The sequence below is a fragment of the Halosubterraneus shenae genome, assembly GCF_050510935.1.
Lineage (GTDB): Archaea > Halobacteriota > Halobacteria > Halobacteriales > Haloferacaceae > JBDGPU01.
Genome location: NZ_JBNLVO010000005.1, coordinates 224,627 through 243,095, shown reverse-complemented (window position 1 = coordinate 243,095; position 18,469 = coordinate 224,627). Strand labels below are relative to the sequence as shown.

Sequence of the window (18,469 nt, the reverse complement as noted above, 5' to 3'; positions counted from 1 at the left end):
AGGAGTGGGACGACCTTCGCCGTCACGTCAGTCCAGCTCGACGACCATCTCGGCGCTCGGTCGGTGTTCGTCGTCGACGACCTCGCCACGCACGCGATAGGCACCGCTCGGCGGATCCGGCCACTCGACCTCGTACTCGAGCCGGTCGCCGGGGTCGAGCACTTCGGTGCCGAGTACCTGCCCGAACATCCGGCCCTCGCTCCAGCGCCACACCTCGTTGCCCGAGTCGACCTCGGCGGCGACGAACTCGGCTCGCTGTGCGTCGCTGAAGTTCAGTTCGACCGCTTCCTCGCCCTCGTTCTCGACCGCGAGCGTCAGCTCCAGGGCGTCCTCGCCGGGCGTGACGGACAGCGTCGCTTCGAGCATATCTCCTCTCTCGACGCAGACGCTCTTAATTCCTCGCCATACTGAGCGGCAGAAAACGAACGGGGACTGGTCGGCGGGATCGTCAGCAGTTCGGGCCGTCGCCGGTGCCGTCGTCGCTGGAGTCGAGCCCGAGCGCGGCGGCGACGTCGAGCAGGCCGGCGCCCTGGTCGTTGGACGGGAGTCCGAGGTCCTCGGCGGAGTCCTTGAGCTGCTGTCGCGCCTCCGTGTTCGTGTAGCCGTTCGCCATCAGCTGGGCGCCGGCACCGGAGACGTGCGGACAGGCCATCGACGTGCCGTCGTAGGTGTCGTAGCCGCCGATGATCGTCGAGTAGACGTTCTCGCCAGGCGCGGCGATCTCGATCTCCGGGCCGGTCGAGGAGAAGCTCGCCAGCGTGTCGTCACAGGACGTCGCCGAGACGGCCATCACCGTGCTGTACTTCGCCGGGTAGCCGACGCAGTCCGAACAGGGCCCGTCGTTGCCGGCGGCGGCGACGAGGAGGACCCCGTTGTCGTACGCGTACTGGCAGGCATCCTTGAGCGTCTGGGAGCTGGAGCTCCCGCCGAGCGACATCGACGCGACGTCCCAGCCCTGGTCGGCCGTGTACTCGACGGCCGCCGCGATGTTCGAGTAGGTCCCGCTGCCGCGCTTGTCGAGCGCCTTCAGCGCGTGGAGGTTAGCCTGCGTGGAGACGCCGATGACGCCCTCGGTATTGTCGACGCCGTCGGCCGTCCCGGAGCAGTGGGTGCCGTGGTCGTTGTCGTCGGACCAGTCGTAGTTGCAGTTCGGGCCCTTGCACCGCTCGTACGCCTTGTGGTTCCCACTTACGCTCGGGTCGGCGATGTTGCCCTGCAGGTCCGGGTGGTCGTCGTCGATGCCGGTGTCGACGATCGCGACGTCGGCGCCCTTGCCGGTTTCGCCGTTGGCGTGGGCGACGTCCGCGTCCGTGCGGTCGATCCCCCACGGCGTCGTCTCGCCGAGCGCCTCGTAGGTCCCGTTCTCCTCGACGTACCGCACGTCGTCGCGGGCGGCGAGGCCGGCGATCGCTTCCTCGGCGACCGTGATCGTGAGGGCGTCGAAGTTGAACTCCCGTTCGACGTCCATCGCGGCGTTGAGGGCCGCCTGGCGACCGCTCTCCGCGTCGTACCCGACGTTGACCTCGACCGTCCCGTCAGCAGCCGACGCGGCGCCCGAGATCCCGGCGACGCCGACCGCTCCGCCAATCGTCTGTAACACTGTGCGCCGATTGGTGCCATGGGAATTATCCAACATGGTGTCTGCGAAATATACTGTATTATACTTAAATTTACCCTGTATAGTGAAAGATGAATGGCTCAGGAGGGACAGCTATATTGGGTATCAAACCTCGTGTCGGACTCAGGTTTGGGTCTCTCGACCGTCTCCGCCGCCCAGAGGGGTCCCCGACTCGGCGTCCGACACCAACGACTGCGAACGAACCCGCCACGTGTTCGTACAGTACGACCGGAACCCGACTGCAGACGCCGAGGCTGTTGCTTCGGTTGGGCCGGATCCAGTGCCGTTGCTTCCGTTGAGTTGATCCCAACCAACTTCGAGGCTGCTGATATCGCGGACTCATTATAAGGCGTCCCGTGCGATCCGAGCGACCTCACGAAGCGTTACTTTCCGACGAACGATCGCAGCGCCTTCGTGAACGCGGCGGGTGCGCGCCGACGAGATCCGCTCAGTGCGTCCGCCAGCGCGTCGCCGGCGCCCTCGTGGATCCCGCTCCCGTGCCCGACGAGGATCCGTTCGGGATCGAGCCCGCCGAGCGCCTCCCGCGGCGGGACCAGCCGCAGCATCGGGTGGACGCCCAGCCGCTCGTCGCCGGCGCGGAAGAAGTCGGCGGTCCCGACGGCCTCGGGGACGACGAGCGTCTCGCCGTCGTAGAGCCCGACCTCCTGCCACGGCGGAATCGTGGAGTTCCGGACCTCGAGCGCGCGGAAGCCGGTGTCGGCCAGCTCCCCGCTGAACCGCGCCGTCGTCGCGGCGAACTCCGACGCGACGCCGTCCATCCAGTCGGGCACGAAGACCGGCGCGTCGTGCCGCTGGGCGATGGCGTCCGCATCTCGCTTGTGTCGGTCGAGCCCGACGACGACACCGGCGACGGTTCCGAGCGAGTCGAGCAGGTCGTCGACGCCGGGGGTGTCTACCGGGTCGACCACCCAGACGTCGGCGTCGCCGTCCGCCGACGGCACGGCGAGCGCGTGGCTCGCGCGCTCCATCCCCTCGTCAGGATAGGCCATCCAGCCGACGCCGTGCTCGAACCGGTCGATCTCCGTCAGGTTGCCCTCGCCGGAACCCTTGATCGGCATGCCCAAAATGGGGGCTATCGCTACTTAAAAGCGGACGCTATCCCGCCGCGGAAGGGAGGCCGCTCCGTCGTCGGCCCACAGCGTTACAGGCTCTTCGGGTGGAGTCTCTCACGATGTCCGACGACAGTGACCGCTTCGAGAGCGTGGACAGAGCACTGGACGAGGTTCGCGAGGAACTCGACGAGGCAGTCGAGGGGACGAAGGAAGCCGGCAGCAAGGCCTCGAAGGAGGTCCGCGAGGCGCTCGACAGCGTCGAGAAGCGCCTCGGGAAGCTCCGGGACCGAAACGAGGAGTAATCGCCGTCGACCCGCTCTCCGGGTCGTCGCCGCCAGCCCTTTTTAAGCCCGCTTCCCGTCTGTCCCGTTCACCGGACCGTTCGACGCCCGCTCGCATCCTCGCTGCCACTCGAGCGACGGCGCCGCGGGTGCCACCGGTTCCCGAACGACCCCAACACACTTGCCGGACAGCGGCTATCGTGGTGGCATGTCCGACGAGACCGACCGGCGAACGGCGATCCGGCGAGGATACGACGACCTCGCGGACGCCTACGCCGCCGAGCGGGAACCGAGCGAGGGGGAAGTAGCGGCGTTTCAGGTCCTTCGGGACCGACTCGCGGCTGCCTCGTCCGGGTCGCCCACTGTCGTCGACGCCGGCTGTGGGGCGGGAACGCCGGTGCTCGAGGCGTTTGACGGGTCGCCGGTCGAGGCAGTCGGGATCGACTTCTCGTCGGCCCAGCTGGCCAGGGCAAACGAGAGAGGGTCGGTCCTGCAGGGCGACGTGACGGCGCTTCCGATCCGCTCGGCTACAGCCGACGCGGTCACCGCGTTCCACTCGACGATACACGTCCCGACGGAGCAGCACGAGGCCCTCTATCGGGAGTTCGCTCGCGTGCTCAGGGCCGAGGGCTGGCTGCTCGCCTCGGTCGGCGAGGAGGGCTGGACCGGGTCGAATCCGGACTGGCTCGACGCCGGCGCCGCGATGCACTGGAGCTTCCCTCCGCTCGAGACGACAAAGGAGTATCTCCGCGACGCCGGCTTCTCGGTCGTCGAAACGTGGCGCTCCGAGGATAGCATCGGGGACGGTTCGTGGGCGTTCCTGCTCTGTCGACTGACGGATCCGGAAAAGGGCTCGACCGACGCCAGCGACGCCGAGGGCGAGGCTGGCTCTTTGTAGTTAGGCGGACGCGCCCACGTACGGACGGACCGATCGGACGATGGCGTCGACGTCGAACTCGTCCTCGGTCTTGTCGAACACCGTCTCACCGTCGGCACGGACGACAAAGACGCCATTGTCGCCGGTCACCAGCGACACCTCGTCTATCTCCTCGCCGAACTGCTGCAGGACGGCGCCGGCGACGTCCTGAGCGCGGTTCAACATGCCACACGGCACGCAGTACTCGACTTCGACGCGTGTCATATTCCTGTGTAGCCGTTTTCACCGGTTAAAAGGTCGGCTAGCGGAAGCCGGGCCGCCAGTAGAGCAGCACGACCGTCAAGAGGAACACCAGCGTCGAGAGGTCGTAGGAGCCGTCCAGCGCGGAGGCGGTCAGGATGGTGCCGCCACCGAGGATCGTCGACGCGACGCCGGCGACGATCGGCCAGGTGCAGGAGACGCAGGAGAAGAGTCCGAGCACGCCGGCGACGGCCGAGCGCGACGTGGCGAGCACCGTGTCGTAGACGAGGTACGACAGCGCGACGTAGCCGAAGAGATACGCCGGCATGACGATGATGCGGATCGTCGGGCTGGCGAACGCGAATGCCGGGCCCCAGCCCGGGGGCAGCATGGCGATCCGGTAGCCGACCTCGTACTCGGGCGAGCCGGGATTGATCATCCCCCCCGCGATCGCGAGCAGGCCGAAGTACGCCGTCGCGACGGCGACTGCCCGCCGTCGCTCCCGGAACGACGCGTTCGGCGGGTCGACGTGCCAGAGCACGAGCCCGGCGACGTTCAGCCAGACCAGTCCGTAGACGACGTACCGCGGTTCGGTAATCGACGCGTCGGTGAACAGGAAGTAGGAGACGACGGTGAGCAGCTGGAGGTTCAGGAGGACTGCGACCCAGCCGATGGTCGTCCGATCGACCGACGTGCGTCGAAGCCTGTCGAAGCTGGCGGTGAGCTGGGTCATAGGAGGACGGAGTCGAAGACGACGGCGAGCAGCAGCAGGCCCAGGTACGCGTTCGACGCGTGGAAGGCCCTGAACGCCGCGGATTCGGTGCGCTCGTAGTGGAGCTGCACGACGGCCCAGAGGAACACGGCCCCGAGCCCGACGCCGACGACGACGTAGAGGACGCCCAGTGCGTCCGAGACCGCTGCCAGCACGGCGGCGGCCACCAGCGTGGCGCCGAGGTACCAGAGGATATGGCGTCGCGTCGTCGTCTCACCGCGTACGACCGGCATCATCGGGAAGCCGCCGCGCTCGTAGTCGTCCTGGTACGCCAACGCGAGGTTGTAGAAGTGCGCGGGCGTCCACAGGAAGATCAGCGTCGCGAGCAGCAGGCCGCCGACGCCGACGTCGCCGGTCACGGCCGCCCAGCCGATCAGCGCCGGCAACGCGCCAGCAGCACCGCCCAGCACCGTGTTCTGGACCGTGTTCGGCTTCAACACGAGCGTGTAGATGATGCTGTAGAAGGCGATCGCCGTCGCACCGAGTACCGCGGCGAGCACGTTGATCGACCAGAAGAGGCCGACCGAAATCGCCGTCAGCAGGAGGCCGAACGCGACGGCGTTCCGGACGGGAACGAGGTCGACCGCGAGCGGGCGGTCGCTGGTCCGGTTCATGCGACGGTCGACGTCGCGTTCGAGGACGTGATTGAACGTGCCGGACGCGCCGATCGACAGGCAGCCGGCGAGCAGCGTCGTCCCGACGGTCTCGACGGTAAAACCCGGCCCGCCTGCGAGGGCCATCGCCGCGGCGGCGACGAGACAGAGCAGCCACATCAGTCGCGGCTTCATCATCCGCCAGTACGCGGCAATAGTCGCTTTCACTCGCGGGACGAAGGCGTCGGGTACCGTTCCGGTGGCCGTCGCCGGCGGGAGATCCTCGTCCATCGTCGGCTCGCCCTCCGGCGTGTCGTCGGGGGACCCCGTTTCGGCTTCCAGCCACCACCCGAGCGCCGCGAGTTCGGCGGCGAAGATCGCGATCCCGACCGCGAGGTGAACCGCGGAGATCCGCGGGGAAGCACCTGCCGTCGCGACGAACGCGCCGAGGCCGGCCTGTGCGGGATACAGCAGCATCGCAGCGAGGAGCGCGTAGCGAACCCGACGCGATTCACCGCGCCGCCACGCCAGGACGGTCGTCGCGACGACGAGCAGCCCGACCGCGACGGCGGCGATCCGGTGGCCGAAGGCGACCCACCCGAGCGTGCTCGTCGGGAGCGCGGAGCCGTTCCCACAGGCGGGCCACGCGGTACACGCCGCGGCGGCGTCGGTGACGGCCGTCGTCGCCCCGACGATGAGGAGGAGGTAGACACCCATCGCGGTGGCGGCGAGATAGCCGGGGAAGCGATCGGGAACGTTCACGCGTCAGGATTTGGGTTACCCGCATATAGGTTCCGCGTTTCGTTTTCGAGCAATGGGAATTCACTGAAAAGCGCGCTACAGCCGACGGGGTTTCACTCCGACGGGTCGCACCGTTCATCGAGCACGCGGTCGACGATGGCGCCGGTCGAAAGGAGTTCGTCCTCGTACCGCTTCTCGCGTCCGCTAGCGCGTTCCACGCGACAGTCGATGCCGCGCTCGGCGAGCGCGCCAGCGATTGCCTCCTCGTCGTGGTGCTGGTCGTAGCCGAGGACGATCACGTCGGGGCCGATCTGCTCGATCGGGACGAAGATGTCCGACTCGTGGCCGAGTCGCGCCTCGTCGACGACGTCGAGCGCGGCGACCATGTCGCGTCGCTGGCGATCACAGAGGATCGGCGGGTCCTTGTGCGTGACGTTCCCCGACCGAGCGACGATGACGTGCAGCTCGTCGCCGTACGTCGCGGCGTCCGAGAGGTAGTGCACGTGGCCGGGATGGAGGAGGTCGAACGTCCCCTGCGCGACGACCCGTGTCATCTGAGCCACGAGAGGAAGCCGCCCCGTTCGTCGTCCGCTGCCTCCGCTTCCTCGGCCGCGAGCTCGGCGTCGATGTCCGCCTGCGTGAAGTCGAAGAAGTGGTCGTCGGGGACCTCGACGTCGAGGACCTCGAGGGTCGTCTGCTCGCCCGCGTTGTCGAACACCTTCCAGTCGCCCCAGCCGTACGGGGCCCCGACGATGATGTGCACTTCTCCCTGGCCGAAGGTGTCCAGGTCGGCGTCGCTGGGACGGAGCACCCCGTTCGGGTGGGAGTGGACCGACCCCACCGACCGCATGTCGTTCGGCTTCATGTCGGAGCGGACCGTCGCGCTCGTCGGGTCCGAGACGGTCCCCGGAATGACGAGGACGTCCGTGATGACCTGTCCGGTCCGGTCGAGTCCGAGTTTCCGTGCGTCCTCGGCCCGGAGGAAGCCCATGTACTCGTCGGGATGGGTCTCCTCGGCGGCCTCGAGGACGAACTCCATCGTCTCCCGGGCGATGCCCAGGAGGTCGTTCGACCGGAACAGTCGCATACCTAGAATTCGAACGCCGCTCCTTCTAAGGGTTCCGGGTGACATCCTCCTCGCCGTAAACGGCGAGGCTTCCCGTACCGCACGTTGGGATATTTACCGGTCTACGATACGACCTGTTCTCTCGTGCGAAACATCCCGCTTTCGCGGTCGAACAGGTGTACCGATGGCTGTGCCACACAGCCGTTACTCCTATCCTCGCCGTGAGGACTCGGAGTTATCTTCTGCCGCATGTTTTCCGCTCCGTTACAATCCGCATTCGCAACCAACTCGCACGACGAGCAAACGTACAGGCCACGTTCGACACGGTTCGACTTCGTGTTGTCACCACACCGTGAGCAGGTCTTACTGGTGTCCCACTCGTTCTCCTTCAGCACCTCAACACCGCGTATCTCGCCCTTGTATTCGAGGTACTGGTAGATGCGGTCGAACGCCCACGAGTGTAACTTCTTGTTCCCGGTCTTGCCCCAATTCGACTCTCGCACGTCTTCGGGCCAACTCACCGCGAGCGTGCCAACACCGCGTTCGACACACTCGGTGATGATGGCGTCTGTGAGAACGTGGTAGAAGTGGCTTTCACGGTCTGCAAGTTTTCGACGTGCCCACATCGACGTCTCCGAGGGGCCGTTCTCGCCTTCCGTGTCGTACTCTGTGCGGGTGAAGTAGTGCTTGTCCTGCTTGAGCGAGTTGCCGGAGTACAGAAGGTATTCGTCAGGAAAGGCAACCGTGGCGATGTTCGTGATACCGAGGTCGATGCCTGCAACTTCCTCACCTGCTGACTCTGTGGGTTTGAGTTCGACTTTGCAGATGAAGTGCAGTTCCCATTTGTCCCCGTTCCAAACCGTACGAATGTTCTGCACCTCGTTGACCTCACCGAGGTCAACGTCCGGACGCGTCTGATACTCGCAGAGGATGAAGTCCGACCACGATTCTTTGAGGTTCGAGCCTTTACTGAGTCGGACGCGGTTGTTGTCTGGGTCGTGTTTGAAGCCGTCTGCTTTGAACGTCACCGTGCTTCGTGGTCGGGTGTCGCCGTGTTTGCGGTAGCCGGGCGGATTCGCCTCTGGAACTTTCTGTCGCAGATCGAACCACGACTGGAAAGCGTCAGAAAGTTCTTCGATGACTTTCTGACTGGATTGCGCGTTCAAGTCTTTCCAGCACGACTGGTTCTTCATATACGCTTTCAGCGGGCTTTCATCTGGGATTTCGCCGGTTGCGTCCCAGATGCGGTCGGCTGTCCAGCGTGCAACGTTCCAGAGTTTCGAGGCGGATTCTCCGAGCGAATCGAGGCCATCGCAAACCTGTCGATGGTTCTGGATGGAACCAATGTAGGTGCGTGTGACCTCAATCGCCATGCATAGCCTATGTATATAAGACTAGTTAATGGTGTGGATTGGCGTGGAATATCCAGCCTGCCGGGTGGTAGATTGTGGAGGAAGTGTTGGATTCACTCCCGCCGTAAACGGCGGGATTCTCTCCTCGCAGAAAGATAGGCCACCGTCCGGTCCCGTACCTCGGTACGTATAACAAGCTTAACACCCGTCGACGGCGAAGCACTTCCCATGAGTGATCAACACGCCGGGGATTCCGGCGAGCGGGACGATTCGAGTTCCGCACCCGCCGCCGAATCGGCGGCCGCCGCACGCGACGAACGGCCGGTCGTCTACGACCTGGCCCCCGACTGCACCCTCTCGGACGTCGAACCCGACGCCTACTACCACGCCGAAGTGAACGGCGTCGTCGAGTACGGTATCTTCGTCGACGTCTCCGACGCCGTGAGCGGCCTGGTCCACGAGTCGAACCTCTCCGACGACTACGACGTCGGCGACAAGCTCGTCGTCCACTTAAAGGAGATCAAGGAGAACGGCGACATCGCGTTCGACGACGTCGACCTCGCGGACTACGACACCGAAACCGTCGATCACGAGCCCGAGATCACGCGCGTCCACGGGCTCGAACCGGGCGACACCGTCACCGTCGAGGGCGAGATCGTCCAGACCAAACAGACCGGCGGGCCGACCATCTTCGGCGTCGCCGACGCGACGGGCATCGTCTCCTGTGCCGCCTTCGAGGAGGCCGGCGTCCGCGCCTACCCCGAGATCGAGGTCGGCGACGTGGTCCACCTCTCCGGCGACGTGGAGACCCGCGAGAACGCCCTCCAGATCGAGGTCGACTCGCTCACGAAGCTCGAGGGTGACCGCGAGGCCGACGCCCGCGAGGCGTTCGAGGACGCCATCGACGAGCGCGCCACGCCCGAGGACGTCGACCCCCTCGTCGAGTGGGAAGCGTTCGAGGAGATCCACGAGGAGCTGAAGGAGGTCGCTACGCTGCTCCGCCGGACCGTCCTGGAAGGGCGCCCGCTCCGCGTGCGCCACCACGCGGACGGCGACGGCATGTGCGCCGCGATCCCGGTCCAGCACGCCCTCGAGAACCTCATCCAGGAGGTCCACGAGGACGTCGACGCCCCGCGCCACCTCTTCAAACGCCTGCCGAGCAAGGCCCCCTTCTACGAGATGGAGGACGTCACGCGCGACCTCAACTTCGCGCTCGAGGGGCAGGCCCGCCACGGCCAGAAGCTCCCCTTCCTCCTCATGCTGGACAACGGCTCCACCGAGGAGGACGTCCCCGCCTACGAGAACCTGGCGCACTACGACATCCCCATCGCCGTCGTCGACCACCACCACCCGGACCCGGAGGCCGTCGACCCGCTGCTCGACGCCCACGTCAACCCGTACACGCACGGCGAGGACTACCGGATCACGACCGGCATGATGTGCGTCGAGCTGGCCCGGCTCATCGACCCGAGCATCTCCGAAGAGCTGGAGCACGTCCCCGCCGTCGCCGGGCTCTCGGACCGCTCGAAGGCCGAGGCGATGGACGACTACGTCGAGCTCGCCAGCGAGGCCGGCTACGAGCGCGACGACCTGCTGGACATCGGCGAGGCGCTCGACTACGCGGCCCACTGGCTCCGCTACAGCGAGGGGAAGACCCTCGTCAACGACGTGCTCAACGTCGGCTGCGAGGACGAGGCGCGCCACGAGGAGCTCGTCGAGTTCCTCGCGGAGCGCGCCGAGCGCGACGTGGACCGCCAGCTCTCCGCCGTCGAGGACCACGTGGAACACGAGCGGCTCGCCTCCGGCGCGCGCCTCTACCGCATCGACCTCGACGAGTTCGCCCACCGGTTCACCTACCCTGCACCGGGGAAGACCACGGGCGAGCTCCACGACAAGAAGGTCAAGGAGACGGGCGACCCCGTCATCACCATCGGCTACGGGCCGGACTTCGCCGTCCTGCGCTCTGACGGCGTCCGGCTCGACATCCCGAACATGGTCACCGAGCTCAACGAGGAGCTGCCGGAGGCCGGCGTCTCCGGCGGCGGGCACCTCGTCGTCGGCTCGATCAAGTACGTGAAGGGCGTCCGCGGTCCAGTCATCGAGTCCCTCGTCGAGAAGATGGCCGACGCCGAGATCGACGAGGCGCTCTCGTCGACGATCCAGCTCGAGGACTGATTCGACGCCTCGGGCAGTTCCGGCTCCCCCCTCATCGAACGAAGCTCACTTTTCGTCGCCCGAGCCAGCCGGCGCCGAGCAGCGCGGCCGCGACCGCCCCGACGAGCGTGAACGGGAGGAAGACGCTCCCGCCGCGCCAGTCCGCCGCGAAGACGCGCGCGAAGTAGTCCGCGAGTCGCGGGCTCTCGATCGCGAGTAACACCTCCCGGTTCTCGGTCGCGGCCTGTCGGTTCCAGTTGAGACTCCCGACGACCACCGTGTCGTCGGCGACGACGCCCTTCGCGTGAACCTTCCCGTAGCGACTCCGGGGCTCGGCGATGCTGACGGTGAGCGGCACGTCCCGGGCCACGGCGCGGGCGTTTAACTTCGCCGTCAGGTTCTCGTTCTCGCGCTCGTCGTACCAGGCGTTCGACAGCAGTATCCGCGTCCGGACCCCGCGGTCCGCGGCCCGGAGGACCGCCGCGAGCAGCTCGCTGTCGTCGCCGGCGCGCGGGACGACGACGAACACGCGCTCGTCCGCGTCGTCGACGATCGAAATCATCCGGCTCCGGCCGCCCTCGGGCGTGACGAGGAGCTCGACCCGCTCCGGTTCGGCGCTGAGGGGCCCGAACCTGTCCGGGAAGCCGGCGGCAGCGCGCGAGTCGTTCTGCAGGGTCACGTTCGCCCGCGCCGTGGGCCAGGGCTGTGCGTCGACCGCCGTCGCATCCAGTTCGAACAGCCGGGCGAGGTCGCTCGCGAGCGACGCGTTCGCGACGGTGACGCCCCATCCCCGGCTCCCCGCGCCACCGGTTCCGGCCGGCTTCCAGTTCTCGGTCATGACGACGACCCGGTCGTCAGCGACGGCGTACTTGGCGTGATGGAAGGCGAACCGACTCCGCGGGCCGGCGAGCACGCGGACCTCGATACCGGCGCGATGGAGTCGGTCGAGGACGCGTGCCATCGGTCGCGGGAACCCGCCCACTGGCGTTCCCTCGACGAGAACGCTCACCACGACGCCGCGCTGATGGGCGTCGACGAGCGCGTCCGCGACGCGCTCGGAAGCGAGCGTGTAGCCCGCCAGCCGGATCCGGTCGTCGGCCTCGCGGAGCGGGGCGAGTGGCGCGTTCGGCTCGTCCGGGAGGACGAAGGCTGTCGCGGTCGCGTTCCTGACGACGTTTCTCGTTCCCGGGTCGAACGCCTCGTAGCCGTAGGGGCGCCAGCCCGACCCGCGCCGCCATACCGTCGCCTCCTCGGCGTCGGCGTACTCGACGACGTCGACGGGAGTACCCTCGTACCGGAGTTCGATGCGGTCGCCGCTGGCGGAGAGCGGGAAATGGTCGACCCGGTAGATCCGGCCGTCGACGTGCCGGCTCGCGTATTCGGGGTCCATGGCGACGACCACAGCACCGACTGCGTGCTCCGGCAGTCGCGCGCGGTGGTGACCGTCCCAGAGCGACCAGTTCCCGGGCCGTGGGAGGTCGACGACGAGGTACTCCCCCCGGTTCCCGTCGGCGACGGGGTTCGGATAGTGCTCGAGGATGGCCGCGGTGCTCGGCGCCGTCGCGTTGCCGTCCTGAACGGCGTCGGCGTCTCGCTCGGGGGCCGTGGCGGCCGGGGCAGCGCTGGTCACCCCGACGGCTGGACACAGTGTGGCGAGTAGTAGCGCCGTTGCAAGCAGGCAAGCCCTTCGCACACGGCGTCTGGTTCGTAATGGGATAAAAACGTCCGTGCGGGTAGCGTGCCGGCGACGGATCCGTCGATGCGAGCCGATCCTCCGGGAAGCTATTTAAAAAGGTCCAGCGTTGGGTCGACCCCCGGGATTTCCGTGAACCTCCGATTCAGGCCGGCTGTGCGGCCGCGTCGAGCGCTTCGCTGGCCTTCTGCGCTTCCGTCTGGACGATGAAGACGCGCTCGTCCGTGTACTCGGCGACGATTTCGAGCGCTTCCTGGGTCCCGATCTGGCGGAGGGCCCAGGCGGCGGCCGCGCGGACCTCGTCGGATTCGTCGGAGTCGAGGGTTTCGGCGAGCGGGTCGACGGCGCGCGTGTCGCCGATGAGGCCGAGCGCGCGCGCCGCGAGCGGGCGGACGTGCTCGTTGTCCATCTCGAGCTTGTTCGCGAGCGGCTGGACCGCGTCCTCGGCGCCGATCTCGCCGAGCGCCTTGAACGTCACCTTCTGCAGGCCGGGGTCGGAGTCCTCGTCGACGTACTCGAGGAGGGTCTCCGTCGCCTCGTCGGCGGCCATCTTGCCGAGGATACGGATACCGTCCTCGTCGCGCTTGCCCGCGCGGTCGAGCATCGTCTGGATGGCCTCCTCGGTGGCGGCCTTCTTGCCCATGCGCTCCAGCGCTTCGAGGCAGCGACGCTCCATGAAGTCCGAGCCCATCATGTCGAGCGCGAGCAGGACCATGTCCGTGTTGCCCTCGCGTTCGTGAGCCTTCAGCGCGGCCCATTCGACCGGGTAGTCCTTGTAGTGGCCGAGCACGTCGAAGTAGCCCTGCGCCTGGAGCTTCTCGCGTGATTCGAGGTCGTCCCACTCCTCCGCGGCGTCGAGGTCGGCGGAGAGCGTGTCGACGGCGTCGACGAGGGACGCGATCGTCTCGGCGTCCTCGTCGGGATCGAGGTCGGCGTCCTCGACGGCGTCCGCGAGCGATTCGAGCGCGACGACCAGCGACTCCTCGTCGGCGGATTCCGGATGGACGTCGACGTCGATCGTCTCCGCGAGCGTGTTCGCGAAGGTGTCGACGGCGGCTTCGATCTCCGACGCGCCAGTTTCGGTCCACTCGCTCTCCTCGATCGTCGAGACCGCTGCCTCGACGTCGGCCACGACGTCCTCGGCGTAGGGGCCGCGAGCGTCCTCGACGTCACTGCGGAGGTCCTCGATGCGTGATTCGAGCGCTTCCTGGGGGTCTTCCTCTTCTTCGTCCTCGGGTTCCGGGAGGTCGGCGTCAGCGAGCGCGCTCTCGGCGTCGTCGATCAGCGCGTCAACGTCGTCGAGGTCGGCCTCCGTCTCGGCCGCCTCGAGTTCGTCGGCGACCGCGTCGAGGTACTCGTTCAGCGACTCCGCCGTGGTCTCTTCGGGGAGCGATGGGGCCTCCGTGTCCGCGGCCTCCGATGCCGCGTCGTCGGTCTCGCCCTCGTCGTCGCCGTTGCTCATATGGGTCGAACTGCGCGCGTGTTGCATTAAGGCGTTTCCCTTCGCGCGCACGAGGCGCTGTGCTCGTACCGAGTTGGGGTCGTCAGTCGCGTAATCTGCCCCCCGCGGTGGCGTGTTGCGCTCACGGTCTGTCACAAAGTGGAACGCATATCGAAAATATTTATTTTCAAAAAACAAATTTGGATTACCACAGTGTGAACCTTTAAGTACTGAGCTGCCGAAATGGGGAACGTAATGAGTACCCAGAAGACCGTCCGCGACGAATACGGCGAAGTCCACGAAAGCGAAGCCCTCCGCATCCCGGAGGACAAAGCGGAGCAGCTGGTCGACGCGCTCAACAGCGACCTCGCGGCGACGTACGTCCTGTATCACCAGGTGAAGAAGCACCACTGGATCGTCGAGGGGGCCGAGTTCCACGACATCCACGAGTACCTCGGTGAGGTCGCGGCCGACCTCGAAGAGGGCGCGGACATTATCGCCGAGCGCGCGCAGGCGCTCGGCGGCGTCCCGCTCTCCGGCGGCGCCAACTACGAGGAGGTCGCCCCCGTCTCGCCCGAGGGCAAGGACGCCTACGACATCCGGACCTCCCTGGAACACGACCTCGAGATATTCGGCGACGTCACCGAGCAGCTCCGCGAGCACATCCGCCTCGCCAACGAGCTCGGCGACTACAACACCGAGGAGGAGCTCCGTGGCGTGCTGGCCGACGTCGAGGAACACGGCCATCACATCGAGCACTACCTCGAGGACGACACGCTCGTCGAAGCCGCCGAGTAACCGTCGCCGTCGGTCGCGTCGCTTTTTATAAACGGCGCCGCAGAACGTCGAGTAGCAACCCCTGCAGACAGCAACGGTAGAAACGGAAGAACCAGTGACCTCGGCTGCTTATCGCGGCAGCTCCACGGTGTAGTCGATCGCGATCCAGCCGTCGGTATTGTCCTCCTCGGAGAACACTGTTCGGTCGTCGGAGTGCCGAATGGCGCGAACCAGCGGGTGGTCGTCCTCGGGCACGTCCTCCGCAGCCGGTGCGTCAGCAGCTTCCATACCGGTCCATGAGAGCCACCCACTAATATGGATTTTGGTCAGCCTAAATCCCGGTAGTGGCTCGACGGGCAGTTCCTACTCGCGACCGATGCCGCAGCCGGAGATGGCCGTGCAGTCGACGCCGCGGGCCTCCAGCTCGTCGATGAGGACGTTCAGCCCGATTGCGTCCGAGGCGATGTGGCCCGTCACGACGAGGTTCTTCTCGTCGCCGTACGCCTCCGTGAGCCCCTCGGTGTCGCCCGCGCCGACGTGGATGTAGAGTACCGTGTCGACGCCGTGGTCGAAGTACGCGCTGGCGACGTCCTCGCCGCCGTTGGTGCCGGCGGCGTGGTGGACGGCAACCTCGCCCAGCTCGTTTGCCTCGTCGCCGACGCGGAGCTGAATGTCGGTCATCGCGTCCGCGAACTCCGGGAGGTCGCCGAGCGCGTCGATGAAGTCCCCGACCGCGTCGTCGCCGTCGAACTCGTCGGCGACGTCGGCCATCTTCCGGCGACCGATCTCGTCGGGCGCCAGGTGGATGTTCATGTACGGCTGGTCGAGCAGCTCAGCGACGGAGGGGTCGTGGCGGTAGTTCATCGAGTGCGCGCCGTGGTCCATGCGGTCGACGATACCACTCGCGGCGTCGCGGGCGACCTCCTCCGGGACCCCGTGGTTCGTCATGAACTCGACCTGCTTCTCGAGCACGTCGGTGAACTCGAGCCGCGCCTCGTCGCCGGTCGGGTGGTGCGCGAGCACGAGGTCGTAGCCCTCGCGGTCAGCGAGCTGGATCTCCGGGCTCTCGAGGTCGATGCCGACGAGGGTGGATTCGACGTCGTCGCCCTCGACGTAGGTGGTCGAGTCGCCGGGCACCTCGTCCCAGCCGACGAGTTCGAGACTCAGGTCCATGATCTCCGCAGTGGATAGGCCCATACCCCTCCCTGACCGTGCGGGGACCCAAAACCCGCGGAATCGGCAAGCCGGACGCGACGCGGCGACCGCGGGACCGGCGCCACGCATGCTGGCTCCGCGATACGGGCAAGTCCCACGGCGTATCGCAGGGGCTTACCCGTCCCAGTTCCTCGCTGCGGATATGACGGATACGCTATTCACCCCACTGACGCTCCGGGACACGACGTTCCGAAACCGCGTGATGGTCTCGCCGATGTGTCAGTACTCCGCGGAGGACGGCTTCGCGAACGACTGGCACCGGATCCACCTCGGCTCCCGCGCGGTCGGCGGCGCGGGCCTCGTCATGTCGGAGGCGACGGCGGTCGAGGCCCGCGGCCGCATCACGCCGCAGGACCTCGGGATCTGGACGGACGAGCACGCCGAGAAGCTCGAACCGATCACGGAGTTCGTCAAGTCGCAAGGCGCGACGCCGGGGATCCAGCTCGCCCACGCCGGCCGGAAGGCGTCGAACACCCGGCCCTGGGAGGGTAGCGAGCCGATCCAGCCCGAGGCGGGCGGCTGGGAGACGATCTCCCCGTCCGGAATTCCGTACCCGTCCGACGAGCCGCCGGAGACGGCCGCGATGGACCACGGCGACATCGCCGCCGTGATCGACTCCTTCCGCGCCGCGGCCGAGCGCGCGCTCGACGCCGGCTTCGAGGTCGCGGAGGTCCATGCGGCCCACGGCTACCTCATCCACCAGTTCCTCTCGCCCGTCGCGAACGACCGCGACGACGAGTACGGCGGGAGCTTCGAGAACCGCACGCGGTTCGCCCGAGAGGTCACCGAGGCCGTCCGCGAGGTCTGGCCCGACGACAAGCCGGTGTTCGTCCGCATCTCCGCGACCGACTGGCTCGACGACCGCGAGTCGTGGGACCTCGAGCAGTCCGCGCGCCTCGCACCGATGCTCGAGGCGGCCGGCGCCGACCTCATCGACATCTCCGGCGGCGGGATCCACCCGGACCAGGACGTCCCCCATGCCGGGCCGGGCTACCAGGTGCCGTACGCCGAGGTCGTCCGCGAGGACGCCGAGGTTCCGGTCGCCGCCGTCGGCAAGATCACGGACCCGACCCACGCCGACTCGCTCGTCCGCAACGAGCGGACGGACCTCGTCGCGCTCGGCCGGGAGATGCTCCGGCATCCCTACTGGGCGCTCGAGGCCGCCCACGAGCTCGACGCCGACGTCGAGTGGCCGCCGCAGTACCGACGCGGTCGGTTCGATTGAGGTCGCCCGCGCGGGCAGGCGGTCGACTGACAGTGCTTCGCACACGACGGCAACCCTTTTGCTCCGTCCCGCCGGCTCTCGGTTATGGTCGAGTATCGCCCCTTCCCCGAGGACCGCAAGGCCGAGTTTCACAAGCTGGCGAACTACGCGTTCTCGCCGGAGGACGGGCAGTTCGACCCCGAGGAGGTCGACGAGCGTCCGTCGCTGGAGCAGCCGCGAGGGCTGTTCAGGGACGACGAACCGCTGGTCATCTGTGCCCACCGGGACTTCGACCTTCGGATCCGCGGCGTCGACCGCGACGTTGCCGGGCTGAGCGTCGTCGCGTCCGCGCCCGAACACCGGCGGCAGGGGTACACGAAACGGCTGCTCGAGGAGTCGCTGGCGGAGTACCGCGAGAACGGGACCGCCTTCTCGGTGCTATGGCCCTTCGAGTACTCCTTCTATCGGAAGTACGGCTGGGGCACGGTGAGTCAGTACGTCTACGTGAAGACCCCGCCGGAGCAGCTCGCGTTCGTCGCCGACGCGGACGCGACCCGGGACGCGCCCGGGACGTTCGTCGAGCTCGGCGCGGACGACTTCGCGGCGACGGAGCCGGTGCTGGACGCGATGGCCGAGCAGTACGACTTCACGCTGGACTGGACCCAGGACTGGTGGGAGCGGCTGATCCTCCAGACCTGGAACGACGACCCGTTCGTCTACGGCTGGGAGCGCGACGGCGAACTCCGGGGAATCGTCAGGTACACCTTCTCCGACTCCGGCGAGGACCGGGTCCTCGAGGTGAGCAACGTCGCCTTCGCGGACGAGACGGCCTGGCTGAACCTCCTGCGCTTCTGTCGCAACCACGATTCGCAGGTGTCGGAGGTCCGGATCCGCGCCCCGCCGGACGTCGAGCTACTGGACCGCGTTGACGACCCGCGGGCGATCACCTGTGAGCAGCGCACGGGGCCGATGTTCCGACTCATCGACGTCGCGGTCGCGTTCGAACGGCTCTCTCCCACCGTCGCCAGCGACGACGAGGGTCGAGTCGACCTCGTCGTCTCCGACCCGCTGGTCGACTGGAACGACGGTCGGTTCGCGGTCGAGGTGCGTGACGGGACCGTTTCCGTCGATCGGACCGATTTAAAAGCGGAATCGGCGAAAGCGACGGAAACCGTCCCGACGGTCGAGGTCGGTATCGGGACGCTCTCGCAGCTCTACGCCGGGTATCACGGCGTCGACGAGGCCGAGCGGATAGGGGATTTAAAAGTTACCGAGGGAAGCAGTGACGCAGCTCGGTCGACCCTGGGGGCGCTGTGCCCGCCGCGCAGGACGCACCTGCGGGAGGGCTTTTAACCCGGCGTGCGAAGGGTCG

The 18,469-nt window shown here is 67.2% G+C and carries 19 protein-coding genes; 6 read left to right on the top strand and 13 right to left on the bottom strand.

Annotated features, from left to right (window positions below):
- Window positions 1-27: 27 nt before the first annotated feature.
- The 3 genes from ACQE3M_RS12740 to ACQE3M_RS12730 all read right to left on the bottom strand — a co-directional run bounded on the left by ACQE3M_RS12740 (window position 28) and on the right by ACQE3M_RS12730 (window position 2,691).
- Window positions 28-366: a BsuPI-related putative proteinase inhibitor gene (locus ACQE3M_RS12740; protein ID WP_430506002.1), complete on the bottom strand. Its 339-nt coding sequence runs from the start codon at window positions 364-366 to the stop codon at window positions 28-30.
- Between the two features lie 82 nt (window positions 367-448).
- Window positions 449-1,636, bottom strand: a complete 1,188-nt coding sequence (locus ACQE3M_RS12735) for a S8 family peptidase (protein WP_430506001.1) — start codon at window positions 1,634-1,636, stop codon at window positions 449-451.
- A 365-nt stretch (window positions 1,637-2,001) separates the two neighbouring features.
- Complete coding sequence (locus ACQE3M_RS12730) at window positions 2,002-2,691, bottom strand: hypothetical protein (RefSeq protein ID WP_430506142.1); 690 nt, start codon at window positions 2,689-2,691, stop codon at window positions 2,002-2,004.
- 119 nt (window positions 2,692-2,810) lie between these two features.
- Here ACQE3M_RS12730 and ACQE3M_RS12725 point away from each other — a divergent pair, with 119 nt between their 5' ends.
- Together ACQE3M_RS12725 and ACQE3M_RS12720 are read left to right on the top strand one after the other, a co-directional pair.
- Window positions 2,811-2,993, top strand: a complete 183-nt coding sequence (locus ACQE3M_RS12725; RefSeq protein WP_430506000.1) for a hypothetical protein — start codon at window positions 2,811-2,813, stop codon at window positions 2,991-2,993.
- Window positions 2,994-3,180: 187 nt separating this feature from the next.
- A complete protein-coding gene (locus ACQE3M_RS12720; RefSeq protein ID WP_430505999.1) occupies window positions 3,181-3,870 on the top strand; it encodes a class I SAM-dependent methyltransferase in 690 nt (229 codons plus the stop codon).
- Here ACQE3M_RS12720 and ACQE3M_RS12715 read toward each other — a convergent pair whose 3' ends face one another.
- From ACQE3M_RS12715 to ACQE3M_RS12690, 6 genes are all read right to left on the bottom strand, one after another.
- Window positions 3,871-4,113 (bottom strand): Rdx family protein, encoded by a 243-nt coding sequence (locus ACQE3M_RS12715; protein ID WP_430505998.1) that lies wholly within the window; start codon window positions 4,111-4,113, stop codon window positions 3,871-3,873.
- Between the two features lie 37 nt (window positions 4,114-4,150).
- A complete protein-coding gene (locus ACQE3M_RS12710; RefSeq protein ID WP_430505997.1) occupies window positions 4,151-4,822 on the bottom strand; it encodes a DUF7546 family protein in 672 nt (223 codons plus the stop codon).
- Window positions 4,819-6,171: a heme o synthase gene (gene cyoE / locus ACQE3M_RS12705; protein ID WP_430506141.1), complete on the bottom strand. Its 1,353-nt coding sequence runs from the start codon at window positions 6,169-6,171 to the stop codon at window positions 4,819-4,821. Before cyoE ends, ACQE3M_RS12710 begins: the two co-directional genes overlap by 4 nt.
- A 137-nt stretch (window positions 6,172-6,308) precedes the next feature.
- Entirely contained in the window at window positions 6,309-6,749 is a 441-nt protein-coding gene (locus ACQE3M_RS12700) for an FAD synthase family protein (protein ID WP_430505996.1), read from the bottom strand.
- Window positions 6,746-7,282 carry a Mov34/MPN/PAD-1 family protein gene (locus tag ACQE3M_RS12695; protein WP_430505995.1) on the bottom strand — a complete coding sequence of 179 codons (537 nt, stop codon included), beginning with the start codon at window positions 7,280-7,282 and terminating at the stop codon, window positions 6,746-6,748. The genes ACQE3M_RS12700 and ACQE3M_RS12695 overlap by 4 nt, the downstream gene beginning before the upstream one ends.
- Before the next feature lie 101 nt (window positions 7,283-7,383).
- Window positions 7,384-8,634, bottom strand: coding sequence for an RNA-guided endonuclease InsQ/TnpB family protein (locus ACQE3M_RS12690; RefSeq protein WP_430505994.1), 1,251 nt, complete (start codon window positions 8,632-8,634; stop codon window positions 7,384-7,386).
- A 207-nt stretch (window positions 8,635-8,841) separates the two neighbouring features.
- Between ACQE3M_RS12690 and ACQE3M_RS12685 the strand changes: the two genes are divergently transcribed.
- A complete protein-coding gene (locus tag ACQE3M_RS12685; RefSeq protein WP_430505993.1) occupies window positions 8,842-10,788 on the top strand; it encodes a DHH family phosphoesterase in 1,947 nt (648 codons plus the stop codon).
- Between the two features lie 31 nt (window positions 10,789-10,819).
- Here ACQE3M_RS12685 and ACQE3M_RS12680 read toward each other — a convergent pair whose 3' ends face one another.
- Together ACQE3M_RS12680 and ACQE3M_RS12675 are read right to left on the bottom strand one after the other, a co-directional pair.
- Window positions 10,820-12,460: a phospholipase D-like domain-containing protein gene (locus ACQE3M_RS12680; protein ID WP_430505992.1), complete on the bottom strand. Its 1,641-nt coding sequence runs from the start codon at window positions 12,458-12,460 to the stop codon at window positions 10,820-10,822.
- Between the two features lie 145 nt (window positions 12,461-12,605).
- Window positions 12,606-13,922, bottom strand: coding sequence for a HEAT repeat domain-containing protein (locus ACQE3M_RS12675; RefSeq protein ID WP_430505991.1), 1,317 nt, complete (start codon window positions 13,920-13,922; stop codon window positions 12,606-12,608).
- Window positions 13,923-14,156: 234 nt separating this feature from the next.
- Here ACQE3M_RS12675 and dpsA point away from each other — a divergent pair, with 234 nt between their 5' ends.
- Window positions 14,157-14,699: a DNA starvation/stationary phase protection protein DpsA gene (gene dpsA, locus ACQE3M_RS12670; RefSeq protein WP_430505990.1), complete on the top strand. Its 543-nt coding sequence runs from the start codon at window positions 14,157-14,159 to the stop codon at window positions 14,697-14,699.
- Window positions 14,700-14,807: 108 nt separating this feature from the next.
- Here dpsA and ACQE3M_RS12665 read toward each other — a convergent pair whose 3' ends face one another.
- Together ACQE3M_RS12665 and ACQE3M_RS12660 are read right to left on the bottom strand one after the other, a co-directional pair.
- Window positions 14,808-14,966: a hypothetical protein gene (locus ACQE3M_RS12665; protein ID WP_430505989.1), complete on the bottom strand. Its 159-nt coding sequence runs from the start codon at window positions 14,964-14,966 to the stop codon at window positions 14,808-14,810.
- A gap of 75 nt (window positions 14,967-15,041) precedes the next feature.
- On the bottom strand, window positions 15,042-15,875 hold the full coding sequence (locus ACQE3M_RS12660) for a hypothetical protein (protein WP_430505988.1): 834 nt from the start codon (window positions 15,873-15,875) through the stop codon (window positions 15,042-15,044).
- Between the two features lie 160 nt (window positions 15,876-16,035).
- Between ACQE3M_RS12660 and ACQE3M_RS12655 the strand changes: the two genes are divergently transcribed.
- Window positions 16,036-17,118 carry an NADH:flavin oxidoreductase/NADH oxidase gene (locus tag ACQE3M_RS12655; protein ID WP_430505987.1) on the top strand — a complete coding sequence of 361 codons (1,083 nt, stop codon included), beginning with the start codon at window positions 16,036-16,038 and terminating at the stop codon, window positions 17,116-17,118.
- 84 nt (window positions 17,119-17,202) lie between these two features.
- Entirely contained in the window at window positions 17,203-18,450 is a 1,248-nt protein-coding gene (locus ACQE3M_RS12650) for a GNAT family N-acetyltransferase (RefSeq protein WP_430505986.1), read from the top strand.
- Window positions 18,451-18,469: the final 19 nt, after the last annotated feature.